At 56.9% G+C, this 12,393-nt stretch carries 15 protein-coding genes; 2 read left to right on the top strand and 13 right to left on the bottom strand.

Annotated features, from left to right (window positions below):
* Positions 1 to 4: 4 nt before the first annotated feature.
* The 12 genes from fliQ to fliF all read right to left on the bottom strand — a co-directional run bounded on the left by fliQ (position 5) and on the right by fliF (position 9,806).
* Positions 5 to 274 (bottom strand): flagellar biosynthesis protein FliQ, encoded by a 270-nt coding sequence (gene fliQ, locus B2Q93_RS03990; RefSeq protein WP_040074962.1) that lies wholly within the window; start codon positions 272 to 274, stop codon positions 5 to 7.
* 9 nt (positions 275 to 283) lie between these two features.
* Positions 284 to 1,021 (bottom strand): flagellar type III secretion system pore protein FliP, encoded by a 738-nt coding sequence (gene fliP, locus B2Q93_RS03995; protein ID WP_040074963.1) that lies wholly within the window; start codon positions 1,019 to 1,021, stop codon positions 284 to 286.
* Positions 1,021 to 1,395 (bottom strand): flagellar biosynthetic protein FliO, encoded by a 375-nt coding sequence (fliO, locus tag B2Q93_RS04000; RefSeq protein WP_040074964.1) that lies wholly within the window; start codon positions 1,393 to 1,395, stop codon positions 1,021 to 1,023. Before fliO ends, fliP begins: the two co-directional genes overlap by 1 nt.
* A 1-nt stretch (position 1,396) precedes the next feature.
* Positions 1,397 to 1,810, bottom strand: coding sequence for a flagellar motor switch protein FliN (fliN, locus tag B2Q93_RS04005; protein ID WP_040074965.1), 414 nt, complete (start codon positions 1,808 to 1,810; stop codon positions 1,397 to 1,399).
* On the bottom strand, positions 1,807 to 2,811 hold the full coding sequence (gene fliM / locus B2Q93_RS04010) for a flagellar motor switch protein FliM (protein WP_040074966.1): 1,005 nt from the start codon (positions 2,809 to 2,811) through the stop codon (positions 1,807 to 1,809). Before fliM ends, fliN begins: the two co-directional genes overlap by 4 nt.
* 4 nt (positions 2,812 to 2,815) lie before the next feature.
* Positions 2,816 to 3,283, bottom strand: coding sequence for a flagellar basal body-associated protein FliL (gene fliL / locus B2Q93_RS04015; RefSeq protein WP_040074967.1), 468 nt, complete (start codon positions 3,281 to 3,283; stop codon positions 2,816 to 2,818).
* A 106-nt stretch (positions 3,284 to 3,389) separates the two neighbouring features.
* On the bottom strand, positions 3,390 to 4,601 hold the full coding sequence (gene fliK, locus B2Q93_RS04020) for a flagellar hook length control protein FliK (protein WP_207292001.1): 1,212 nt from the start codon (positions 4,599 to 4,601) through the stop codon (positions 3,390 to 3,392).
* Entirely contained in the window at positions 4,598 to 5,041 is a 444-nt protein-coding gene (gene fliJ, locus B2Q93_RS04025) for a flagellar export protein FliJ (RefSeq protein ID WP_040074969.1), read from the bottom strand. Before fliJ ends, fliK begins: the two co-directional genes overlap by 4 nt.
* 21 nt (positions 5,042 to 5,062) lie before the next feature.
* A complete protein-coding gene (gene fliI / locus B2Q93_RS04030; protein WP_046884850.1) occupies positions 5,063 to 6,433 on the bottom strand; it encodes a flagellar protein export ATPase FliI in 1,371 nt (456 codons plus the stop codon).
* A complete protein-coding gene (fliH, locus tag B2Q93_RS04035; RefSeq protein ID WP_046884851.1) occupies positions 6,433 to 7,143 on the bottom strand; it encodes a flagellar assembly protein FliH in 711 nt (236 codons plus the stop codon). Before fliH ends, fliI begins: the two co-directional genes overlap by 1 nt.
* Entirely contained in the window at positions 7,136 to 8,131 is a 996-nt protein-coding gene (gene fliG, locus B2Q93_RS04040; protein WP_040074972.1) for a flagellar motor switch protein FliG, read from the bottom strand. The genes fliH and fliG overlap by 8 nt, the downstream gene beginning before the upstream one ends.
* Positions 8,124 to 9,806 (bottom strand): flagellar basal-body MS-ring/collar protein FliF, encoded by a 1,683-nt coding sequence (gene fliF / locus B2Q93_RS04045; protein WP_046884852.1) that lies wholly within the window; start codon positions 9,804 to 9,806, stop codon positions 8,124 to 8,126. Before fliF ends, fliG begins: the two co-directional genes overlap by 8 nt.
* Positions 9,807 to 10,035: 229 nt before the next feature.
* Between fliF and fliE the strand changes: the two genes are divergently transcribed.
* Together fliE and yedD are read left to right on the top strand one after the other, a co-directional pair.
* Positions 10,036 to 10,350: a flagellar hook-basal body complex protein FliE gene (gene fliE, locus B2Q93_RS04050; RefSeq protein WP_040074974.1), complete on the top strand. Its 315-nt coding sequence runs from the start codon at positions 10,036 to 10,038 to the stop codon at positions 10,348 to 10,350.
* Between the two features lie 69 nt (positions 10,351 to 10,419).
* Complete coding sequence (gene yedD / locus B2Q93_RS04055) at positions 10,420 to 10,833, top strand: lipoprotein YedD (RefSeq protein ID WP_040078455.1); 414 nt, start codon at positions 10,420 to 10,422, stop codon at positions 10,831 to 10,833.
* Positions 10,834 to 10,874: 41 nt separating this feature from the next.
* Here the strand turns inward: yedD and amyA are convergent, their stop codons facing one another.
* Positions 10,875 to 12,362 (bottom strand): alpha-amylase, encoded by a 1,488-nt coding sequence (gene amyA, locus B2Q93_RS04060; RefSeq protein WP_286931968.1) that lies wholly within the window; start codon positions 12,360 to 12,362, stop codon positions 10,875 to 10,877.
* Between the last annotated feature and the right edge of the window lie 31 nt (positions 12,363 to 12,393).

Genomic DNA, 12,393 nt, shown 5'->3' on the forward strand with positions numbered 1-12,393 from the left:
TGTGCTAGCCGATGATGTAAGGAATGTTGCTGAAGAGATTACGCATGTAATCGAGCAGCAGGTTTAGCATCCACGGACCCGCGATAATCATCGCCACGAAGACAGCGATGATTTTCGGGATGAAGGAGAGGGTCATTTCGTTAATCTGGGTGGCGGCCTGCAGGATACTGATTATCAGACCTGTTACCAGCGCCACCAGCAGCAGCGGGGCGGCAACGGCAAGCGCAATCTTCATCGCCTCCGTGCCCATCATCATTACCGATTCGGGTGTCATGGCCGCCCCTTAACTGTAGAAACTCTGTGCCAGCGAGCCCACCAGCAGCTGCCAGCCGTCCACCAGGACGAACAGCATCAGCTTGAAGGGCAGGGCAATGGTCGCCGGAGGCACCATCATCATACCCAGAGCCATCAGTACGCTGGCGATCACCAGGTCGATAATCAGGAACGGAATAAAAATGGTAAAGCCGATCTGGAAAGCCGTTTTCAGCTCACTGGTCACGTAGGCTGGCAACAGGATGCGCATAGGGACGGCTTCTGGTCCCTGTATTGGGCCAGCGTTAGCCAGACGCGCAAAGAGAGCCAGATCCGCTTCACGGGTCTGACGCAGCATAAACTCACGCAGTGGCTGGGCGCCTTTATCCAGCGCTTCCTGCATGGAGATTTTCTCTTCGCTGAAGGGCTGATACGCGTCGGTATAAATCTTGTCGATAACCGGCGACATAATGAAAAAGGTCAGGAAAAGCGCCAGCCCCAGCAGCACCTGGTTGGGTGGTGCCGACGGGGTGCCGAGGGCGTTACGCAGTAAACCAAAAACGATGATGATGCGAGTGAAGCTGGTCATCATCAGCAAAATAGCCGGAATAAAGGTCAGCGAGGTGATGAAAACCAGCGTCTGTACCGGTAGCGACCAGCTCTGGCCGCCGCCTGCCATCGGGGTGGAGATCAAACCGGGCAACTGGGCATATACGGAAGGAGCAAACAGCGCAAGGCCTGCAAGCGTAAGGGATAACAAACGGCGCATCAGGATCTCCCGGAACGCTTAAGCAAACTCTTCATAACGGACTGGAAATCCGCCGGAACTTCTGCGGCTGCGTCGGTGGAAACGGGCGCAGGCGGCAATTTGTGCAGAACCTGGATGTTTGACGCCGTAACGCCCAGCACCAGCCGGGCATCTTCAACCTCAACAATCACCACGCGTTCGCGCGGACCCAGCGAGGTACTGGCGCTGAGCTTCAGGCCACGTGCGCCGGCGTTTTTACCGGCCAGACCCACGCGTTTTGCCAGCCAGGCCACCACGAGGATAAACGCGATAATCCCCAGCAGCGCGCCGCTCACCTGCAACAGCGGTGAGCCTGGAACTGCAGAGGGCTGTGATACGGTGGCCTGGGTCGTCATCTTAGCGGCTCAAACGACGCATACGTTCAGACGGGGTAATGATGTCGGTGATACGCACGCCATATTTATCGGCAACCACCACCACTTCACCCTGGGCTATCAGATAACCGTTGATCAGAATATCCAGCGGCTCACCGGCAAGGCCTTCCAGCGCCACGACGGAACCCTGCGTCAGACGCAGCAGCTCTTTGATGGTCATGCGGGTACGGCCCAGCTCAACGGTCAGCTTGACCGGGATATCCATAATCAGATCGATATCCTGCAGGGTGCCGCTAACATCGCCGCCGCCCAGTTGCTGGAATACCGCATCCGCCGCGCTTTTGCTGGCCGGTGCTTTTTGTTCGCTTAACGCCTCAGCCCACAGATCGTCCATATCTCCGCTGTTTTCATCGGACGGATTGTTCATATCACTCATTTGGGCTGTTCCTCATTCAGCGAATTCAAAATCGGGTTGATCAAGTGCTCTACTCGTAACGCGTATTGACCGTTGATTGTGCCGTACTGGCTGGTCAGGACGGGTACGCCATCCACATGGGCAATGATGCGATCGGGCTTTTCTATCGGCAGAACATCGCCGGGTTGTAATTTCAGAATCTGGGATAACCGCATTGAGATATCAGCAAAATTCGCCACCAGCTCCAGCTGTGAGTGCTGCACCTGACGCACCAGGTTCTCACGCCAGTTCTGGTCTTCATGACGAGAGTTTTCCAGCGGCGGGTTGACCAGCACTTCGCGCAACGGCTCAATCATGCTAAACGGCAGACAGATATTGAACTCGCCGGTCAGGTTGCCGATCTCCACATGGAACGGGGTATTCACGACGATATCGTTAGGCGAGGTGGTGATGTTGGTGAATTTCACCTGCATCTCCGAACGCACATACTCCACTTCCAGCGGGTGAATCGCCTTCCAGGCATCGCTGTAGCCTTCAAGCGCCAGCTTCAGCATGCGGTTAATGACCCGCTGCTCCGTATGGGTGAACTCACGACCTTCGACCTTCGTCGGAAAACGCCCATCACCGCCGAAGAGGTTATCGACCGCGATAAACACCAGGCTCGGCGAGAAGACCACCAGACCTGTACCGCGCAGCGGTTTCAGATGAATCAGGTTGAGGTTGGTCGGCACCGGCAGGTTACGGGCAAACTCGTGATACGGCTGAATGCGGATCGCGCCAACGGTGATATCCGGGCTACGACGCAGCAGGTTAAAGAGCCCCATACGGAACTGACGTGCAAAACGTTCGTTAATAATCTCCAGCGCCTGCAGACGTTCACGTACTACGCGACGCTGAGTATTCGGGTCATAGGGGCGAATATCGCTCTCACCCGCTATCCCTGGCGTTGGATCATCGCTCTTATCGCTGTCGCCATTGAGCAGCGCATCGATTTCAGCCTGAGAAAGAATACTATCGCCCATGTCTTTACCGCAGAATGAAGGCTGTATACAGAACGTCAGTGACTTCCTGCTTAGGTTGGCCAGATACCAGCGGTACGGCCAGCGTTTGCTTAATAGCGTCTACCAGTTTTTGCTTACCTTCATCGGTCGCGAGCTGTGATGCGTCCTGACGAGAGAACAGCAACAGCAGACGGCTACGCACTTCTGGCAAATATTCGCTCAGACGTGTGCGGGTCGCTTCGTCTTTCAGACGCAGCGTGATACCGACATAGAGGACGCGATCCGCGTCACCCAGATTGACGGTAAAGGTATCCAGCGCAAAGAAGACCGGCGCAGGTGGCGGCGGAATCTCTTCTTTTACTTTTTCTGTCGGTGCCTTGTTCATGCGCCAGTAGCTATAACCGGCGGTCGCGCAGGCGGCGAGGGTAATCAACACCAGCAGCGGGATCCAGATGGAACGCTTACTTTTTTTGCTGATAGCGGAGTCAGTCATCTGATACGAGCTTCCTGTTTCGGGTACTGCTAATAAAGTGATTATCCCGTGTCCTTACCGCGTCAAAGCGTGGAAAAGACGAGGATAATCACGCTACCTCTGGCGTTTAGGCGAAGATGTCTACCGCACCATTACCACGGGCGGCTGACTGCAAGGCGGCCGGGGTCGGCAGAATCTCATCGCTCTCTTCATTAAAACCACCCTGATGACCAGAGCGGGAAGCCTGTCCCTGCTGCTGCGACGAGGCATTTTGCTGTCCGGCAAAGCTCTCGCTGCTCACGCTGCTTTGGGTAAGCTGAATACCGCTTTCAGCCAGGTTGGTACGCAGAACTGGAATGGCGGCTTCCAGTGCGGCCCGTACGTGGCTGTGCGCTGACACCATTTGCAACTGCGCCTGGTTATCATCCAGTTTAAGTGAAATTTGCACCTGACCCAGATTTTCGGGGTGCAGACGCAGCTCGGCGCTCTGCAGGCCCTCTTTGGTAAACAGGGTGATGTGCTGGCTGACGCTCTGGCGCCAGTCATGGCTGCCCAGCGGTGCACTAACCACCGGTGCGGCAACCAGGGTTGGCTGTGCGGCGTTGGCGGTATTCAGTACGGGGGCGATGCTGGCGGTTGGCGTGCCAGATACCGTCGGAGAAGGGGTGCTATCCACCTCGTGCTTCGTAGCGACCGCCGCTACGGCTGGGGAGAGCTGATTATTGCCCGGAAGCGCTACGGTCGGATCCTGAGCAACCTGTTTACCGGTGCGCTGGGCGTCGGTCTCCAGCGCAGGTTGACGCCCGGCGCTCGCTCCTGTCAGCGGAACCTGAACAGCAATGGCGTCGCTGCTCATCGCTTTCGGCGCGGCGATGGTGCTGGCCTGCTGCTGATGCGGCAGCATCGCCATCAGGGCGCTCAGGCCCGCCAGCTCGTCATCGCTCAGCTCGCTTTTGCTATCGGCCTCTTTAACCGCCTGCGTCAGCGTCTTCAGCACATCGGTTTTACCCGCCGGCATTAAGCCAGAGACCAGCCCCTGCAGCGTGCCCTGCTGAACGCTATCGTCAGCGAATTTAATCTCTTTACTTGCCAGCAGATCGCTCAGGGCGCTGGCATCCAGGCTTTCGTCGCCTTTTAACAGCGCTGCTTTCGACAGTTTGTCGCCTGCCGCCTGCAGATCGCTAAGCGTCAGCGGCGTCTCTTTGCCCTGCGCTTTCGCATCGGTTAATGCACCCGCCAGCAGAGCAAGAAAATCTTGCCCGCCGTCGGCGGCTTTACCGCCCAGCGCACCGCCGGTAAGGTCGGTATCGCTTGAGAGCAGTTGTTGCAGTGTGATCATTCAGGTTTCCTCATTGAAGCGCGCTGGGCAAACTCATCCATTTTTTTCTGATCAAGGCGGTTTTCGGCCAGAGTCGCGGCGGCCACTTGTCTCTCCTGCAGGGTTTGCCAGGCCTGTAACCGCTGTTTTTTCTCTCGCCAGAAATTGAGCGCCGTATCGACTTTCTGGTTCCACTGGTCAAGCTGCTGGCGATGCTGATCGATCGCCTTTTCCAGCGTCTGGATAAACTGCTGATAGTTGATCCAGCGCTGGCTGCCGATGCCCTGTGTCATGTCGTTGTTGAGGTTGGAGCGATACTCATGCTGATAGTCGATCAACATTTTTAGCTGCTCCTCAGCCTGCTGATAGCCGCGACGCATAGCGCCGAGTTGTTGTGCGGCGTTATCAACTTCTTTTTCGGCCAGATCTTTCAGCGTCGTTAATGCGCTATTTTGTGCCATGACCTTCGCCCTCTACCTCTGTTACACCTGCGGGAAAATATGCTCCAGAGCCTGAATCGAATCTTCCCAGTCAGCTTTTTCAAAAATACCTTGTTGCAGATAGGCCTCCAGCTGTGGCCAGAGCGCAATCGCCTTGTCGAGCATCGGGTCGCTGCCTTTGGCATAAGCGCCGACGCTGACCAGATCGCGGTTACGCTGGAAGCTGGAGAGCAACTGTTTGAAGTTACGCACGCGGGCGTAATGCTTCTCGCTAATCAGCGCGGTCATCGCACGGCTGATTGACGCTTCGATATCAATGGCCGGATAGTGACCCGCCTCGGCCAGGCGGCGCGACAACACGATGTGCCCATCAAGGATGGCGCGCGCGGAGTCGGCAATAGGGTCCTGCTGGTCATCACCCTCGGTCAGGACCGTATAAAACGCGGTGATGGAGCCCCCACCGGTGATGCCGTTACCGGCACGCTCTACCAGCGCCGGAAGTTTGGCAAACACCGACGGCGGATAGCCTTTAGTGGCCGGCGGCTCGCCAATCGCCAGCGCGATTTCACGTTGCGCCATGGCGTAGCGGGTGAGGGAGTCCATGATCAGCAGTACGTGCTGACCGCGGTCACGAAAATCTTCGGCGATACGGGTGGCATAGGCGGCACCCTGCATGCGTAGCAGGGGAGACACATCGGCCGGGGCAGCAATCACCACCGAGCGGGCGCGTCCCTCTGCACCGAGAATGTTCTCGATAAAATCTTTGACTTCGCGGCCACGCTCGCCGATTAACCCCACCACGATCACATCGGCCTGGGTGTAGCGGGCCATCATGCCCAGCAGCACCGATTTACCGACACCCGAGCCCGCAAAGAGCCCCATACGTTGACCACGGCCGACGGTCAGCAAGGCGTTGATTGGACGCACGCCGGTGTCCAGCACATGCTCGATCGCCGTACGTTGTAATGGGTTGAAGGGGGCGGTGATCAGGGCCCCGGTTTCGGTGGTATCTGGCGCAGGCAGGCCGTCGAGCGGTTTACCTGCGCCATCCAGTACGCGACCGAGCAGCGCCGGCCCGAGCGGCAGCTGTTTGCCACTCTGCAGACCGTCACCGGTTAAACTTTTGGCGTAAACGCGGGCGCCGGGGAGAACGCCTTCGACTTCTTCCAGCGGCATCAGGAATAGCCGCTGGCCGTTAAAACCGACCACTTCGCTTTCAACTTCGCGGATATCGGCGCCGTCCTGACGTTCAATAATACAGGTGGCGCCCAGCGGCAATTGCAGGCCGGTCGCTTCCAGCACCAGGCCGGTAGCGCGGGTCAGACGTCCGTAACGACGAACCGAAGGCAGCTGCGCCATTTTCGTTTCGAAATTATCCAGCGTGGTGAGCCAGCGGGTGAGGCGCGCGGTCATCAGACGACTCCCGGCGCTGCCAGACGGCACAGCTCCTGCCAGCGGGTAGCGACGCTGGCATCAAGATCGCCTTCATCCGCAGAGACTTTACAGCCCCCGTGATGCAGCGTCGGGTCGCCACGCAGACGCCAGCCGTGCAGGCTAAGCGTGGCTCCCAGCATCTCTTCCACTCGCTGCAGATCGTCCGGATGGACGCGCAGCTGCGGCTTACCGCTAAACAGCGGCTCCTGCTGGAGCAGACCCTGAATCTGTTTTATCAACGACGAGTTGTCTACCGGCGGCGTGTGGCCGATAACCTGACGCGCGGCTTCCAGCGCCATCTGCATCAGGCGTGAGGCAATGACGCTGTCCAGCGCATCCAGCGTATGCTGGAATTCGCTCACCAGCTGCTGCATACGGGCGTGAAGAGGCGCTTGCTGTTGACGCGCCTGCGCCAGACCCTGCTCCAGCCCCTGAGCCAGACCCTCCTGGTAACCCTTGTCGTGCCCTTGCTGGCGGCCTTCGTTCATGCCCGCGGTATAACCCTGCTCGTGGGCCTGCATCTGGATCTGCGCTAACTGCTGCGCCTTAAGCTCTTCTTCGCTAAGCTCGGGCACGTCGGTCTCTTCGCCGTCGGGCGTCTCTGTCGCCGTTACGGCAGGCACAAACTCCGCGAGGGGAGGGGCGAGGTCATCCGGTGTCCAGACCTTCCACGGCAGTTCGTTAGACATAGGTATCCTCGCCGCTGCCAATTACCATCTCGCCGGTTTCGGCCAGACGACGAACAATAAGCAGGATTGCTTTCTGCTCGTTCTCCACCTGAGACAGACGTACCGGACCCCGGTTGGCCAGATCGTCGCGCAGGATATCGGCTGCACGCTGGGACATATTGCGCAGGAATTTCTCGCGCAGCGGCTGTTCGGCCCCTTTGAGGGCGATAAGCAGCGACTCGGAGTCCACTTCCTGCAGCAGGCGCTGAATACTGCGATCGTCCACTTCGACCAGGTTTTCGAACAGGAACATCTCGTCGATAATTTTTTGTGCCAGCTCGCCATCGAACTCGCGCACCGCCGAAATAACGGCCTCTTCCTGCTGCGTTTTCATCAGGTTGATAATTTCGGCTGCGGTTCTCACGCCGCCCATTTTGCTGCGCTTGAGGTTCTGGCCGTCGAGCAGGCCGTTCAACACTTCGGTCAGCTCTGCCAGTGCGGCAGGCTGTACGCCGCCGAAGGTGGCGATACGCAGCATGACATCGTGACGCAGACGTTCATCGAACAGCGCCAGGATATCTGCCGCCTGGCCACGCTTGAGGTGAACCAGGATGGTGGCGATGATCTGCGGATGCTCGTCGCGAATAAGGTCGGCGGCGCTCTGCGGCTCCATAAAGTTAAGCGTTTCGATACCGCTGGCGGTGTCGCGGGTTTCGAGAATGTCTTCCAGCAGGCTGGCGGCACGCTCTTCGCCGAGTGCCTTGACCAGCACTGAACGCAAGTATTCGTTGGCATTGACGTTCAACGCTGCAAACTGTTCTGCTTCCTGCTCAAACTCGGCCAGCACGTCGGTCAGCTGTTTGTTCGAGATCTGGCGTACATTCGCCATCGCTGAACTGAGGATCTGAACTTCGCGCTGGGAGAGGTGTTTAAACACCTCTGCCGCACGATCCTCGCCAATGGTCATCAGCAGGATGACACTTTTGTCCGTTCCGGAAAGATTACTCATGTTCTTCGTTACTCATCCACTGGCGAATGACCAGCGCCACGACGCGCGGATCGTTATCTGACATTTCGCGAATACGCTGGCTCATGACCTCGGCGCTCAGGCGCTGATTAGCACGACGCTGCTGTTGCTGCTCGTCTTTGCTGAGGCGGACTTCCACCGCTTCTTCGGTCTCTTCACGCTGCGTGAGCATCTCTTGCTGTGCCTTGATAACCTCTGCACGGCGATTGAGCTGTGGGCGAATGGCTTTACGCCACAGCAGCCACGCGACAAGCAGAACCAGCAGCCAGCGACCGGCAGACATCAGCTGATCAATAAACGTCTGCTGTTGCCAGAACGGCAGTTCACCGCCTGTTTCGTCCGTTGCGCTGAACGGCGAGTTGACCACGTTGAGCGTGTCGCCACGTTTCTCGGAGTAGCCCATCGCTTCGCGGGTCAGATTTTCAATCTGTTTCATCTGCTCTGCGGTGAGCGGCAGGGGTTTGCCATCTGGCAGGGTTTTGTAGTTCACCACCACGGCAACGGAGAGACGCTCGATGTCGCCCACATTCTGTTTGGTATGGCGAATCGTACGGTCAACTTCGTAGTTGGTGGTTTCATTACGGCTGCTGTTGCGTGGGCCGGAATTCGCCGCCGTTGACGTCGTCTGTTGCTGATTATTCTGCTGACCCTGCTGGTTCTGAGCCGGCGTAGTGATCGGTGCAGTGTTGGCCGGTGCAGGCTGGTTAGAGAGCGCACCCGGCACGCCGCCCGCATTCGGGCCGCCAATCTGCTCACTCTCGTTAACCTGACGTGAACGCATTACCGCCTGCGACGCTTCACCGTTCGGACGATACTGCTCTTCAGTCTGCTCTTTATTAGCAAAGTCGATCTGCGCGGTGACCTGCGCATGGACATTGCTGTTACCGACAATAGGGCCGAGGATAGATTCGATGCGACGTTGAACGCGGCTTTCAACATCATTAGCGTATTTCAGCTGGGCATCATTCAAATCGCGACCGCTGGTATTGGACTGGGTCAGCAGGTGCCCGCTCTGGTCTACCAGGGTCACGTTGCCCGGCGGTAAACCGGCAACAGCGCTGGAAACCAGGTGCACAACCGCGTTGATCTGGCCTTCATCCAGCGCACGGCCAGGCTCCAGGTTTACGGTAACGGAGGCAGAAGGGGCTTTTTGCTCGCGGACAAACAGCGATGGCTTCGGCATGGCCAGGTGAACGCGGGCGCTTTTCAGCGGCCCCAGAGTTTCGATGGTGCGGGCCAGTTCACCTTCCAGCGCACGCTGGTAGTTGACCTGCTCGCTGAACTGACTGATGCCAAACTTTTCCTGATCCAGTAACTCAAAGCCCACGGCGCCGCCTTTAGGCAGACCTTGCTGGGCCAGACGCAGGCGCAATTCATGAACTTTGTCTGCCGGAACTTCCAGCGCACCGCCATTATCAGCGAAGCGGTAAGGGATGTTCATTTGGGTCAACTGGGTGACGATGGCACCGCCATCCTGATCGGAGAGGTTGCTATAAAGGGTGCGATAGTCAGGGGCTTTGGCCCACAGGACCATGGCGACAATGATAGCAATAGCAGCAGCACCGGCGACAATCAGCGGTACTTTTGGGTTCGCGCGCAGGCGACTCATCCACTCGAGAGGTTTAGTTTGAGGTGCTGTTGTTGCTGTTGCACTCATAGCGCACCTCGTGACTCTTCGTGGATTACATTATTCGTGTAGAGAAACAAAACAGACTCCCGGGTCGGCAAACACGACAAAAATTCCATATTTGATGGCTGTGTCATTATTTGATGATTCGGGATTTTCTATGCGTCAAATAACCTGGTTTTTTCGCGCTATTTAGCGCCTTTATCTTATTGACAGGCTGGTACTCTTGAGCGCGTAAAAATCCATCCAGGGGAGAGTCATGGCAATTCAGGGTATTGAAGGCGTTATCAGCCAGTTGCAGGCAACGGCAATGACGGCCCGTAATCAGAACGTGGCGGATGTGCAGCCAACCGTGAGCTTTGCCGGTCAGCTGCATGCCGCGCTGGACCGCATTAGCGAAACCCAGTCTGCCGCCCGCACCCAGGCAGAGAAATTCACCCTGGGAGAGCCAGGCGTAGCATTGAATGACGTGATGACCGATATGCAGAAAGCCTCTGTGTCGATGCAGATGGGTATTCAGGTCCGTAATAAACTGATGCAGGCCTATCAGGACGTCATGTCCATGCAGGTTTAGGTTTTATCAGGCTGGCGGCCTCATCGCTTTAATGCCACAATATTTTTTTCTTCTCATGTGAGAAAGATGATGAAAAAAATAGCAATTATTGGTGCGCTGCTGGCCTTAAGCGGATGTGTGCAGGTTGATAACTATCAGGATGTGGTTAAACATCCGGTCCCGGCCAGTCTGGCGGGCTACTGGCAGACGAAAGGGCCACAGAGCAAACTGGTCAGCCCGGAGGCCATCGCTTCCCTGGTGGTGACCCCGCAGGGCGATACGCTGGATTGTCGCCAGTGGCAACGGGTGATTGCGGTACCGGGAAAAGTCATGCTGCGTTCAGATGATTTTTACAACGTGACCAGCAAGCTCGATATCTATTCTCTCGAACGCGATGGCAGCCTGCTTGAGTACGATGGGATGACGCTGGAACGCGTGACCCGGCCTACCGTAGAGTGTGCTGACGCGCTGGAGAAAGCGCCGCTCGCCAGCCAACTGCCATAAAACCGCGCCGGGTAGGGCACAAGCACTACCCGGTCTCGTTACTACAGCACCTCTTCTAACACCCACACGCTGACGCTGCCTCCATGGCAGGTGAAGACCCCGGTGCCGCTTTCATCGGTAATGACGGTCTCGTCGCGGTTACCGAGAAAATCCTTCCACTGTTTGTTGCCATAATTTTCGCCGAGGGTGATTGTTTTCACTCCCTCATCGCCATTGGACAGTACCACTACGCAGCCGGGATCTTCTTCCGTGCCGCTGCGGCTAAAGGCGATACAGTTAGGATGATCGAACCAGAGGGTCTGGATCCCATGTGCATAGCGCTGACGGGCGAGAATGAGTTTATCCAGATGTTCAATGACCGGCATATCAACATGGTAGGTTTCGCCATCCCCGCCGGTATCGTCGTAACTGGCACCATAGAGATCCGGATAAAAGACGCTGGGGACGCCATTTTCCCGCAGCAGGATCAGGGCATACGCCAGAGGTTTAAACCAGGCTTCCACCGGGGCTTCCAGCGCCTGCAGCGGTTGGGTATCGTGGTTAGCCACCAGCGTGACCGCGTGGAAGGGATCGGCTTCCACCAGCGTGCCGGTAAAGATCTGACTCATGTCGTAATCCCGTCCCTGAAGCGACGCTTCGTGGAATTTCATATGCAGCGGGGCATCGAACAGCATGGTCTTACCTTCAACCTGATCGATATATTGCTGCAGTTTATCCACCTCGTGAGACCAGTACTCCGCCACGATGAACAGCGGCTTTGGCGCCACTTCCTGAACGTGCTCAATCCACTCTTTATAAAACCACGCCGGAATGTGTTTCACCGCGTCGAGCCGGAAGCCGTCGCAGCCGGTCTGCTCCATGACCCAGCGCGCCCAGTATTTGATCTCCTCCGTCACGGCGCGGTTGCGATAATCGATGTTTTCACCCATCAAATAGTCGAAGTTGCCCATTTCATCGTCAACCTGGTCGTTCCACCCTTCGCCGGTATAGTCGTTAACGATTTTGAAGATGCCGTCTTCATTCGGATTTTCGATATGGTCCACGCCGCTGAAGCATTTGTAATCCCAGATAAAACGCGAGTATTGCCCGGCGCGGGCGGGGAAGGTATAACGGGTCCAGGCTTCGCAGGTAATAATCTCATCGTCGATCTGGGTACGATCCTGCTCATTCACTCGCTGCACGCGGACCGGTTCTTTCTCGTCGGCGCCCATTTTATGGTTCACCACAACATCAAGCAGAACGGCAATCTCGTTGCGTTTCAGCGCATCGATGGCGGCGAGAAGTTGGGCTTTATCACCGTATTTGGTCGCGACCGAGCCTTTCTGGTCAAACTCACCAAGATCGAAAAGGTCGTAGGTGTCATAGCCTACGGAATAGCCGCCAGAGGCGCCTTTACAGGCCGGAGGCAGCCAGACCATATTGATGCCGATGTCATTGAGACCGTCAGCACGTTCGGCTACTTCAGACCAGAGTTTTCCGCCGTCGGGGTAATACCAGTGAAAGAGTTGTAACAGGGTGGGGTTTTTCATCATCCGTGCTCCAGAAGCCGTTAGGCAGACC

Source organism: Leclercia sp. UBA5958, assembly GCF_002430365.1.
Taxonomy (GTDB): Bacteria; Pseudomonadota; Gammaproteobacteria; order Enterobacterales; family Enterobacteriaceae; genus Enterobacter; species Enterobacter pneumoniae.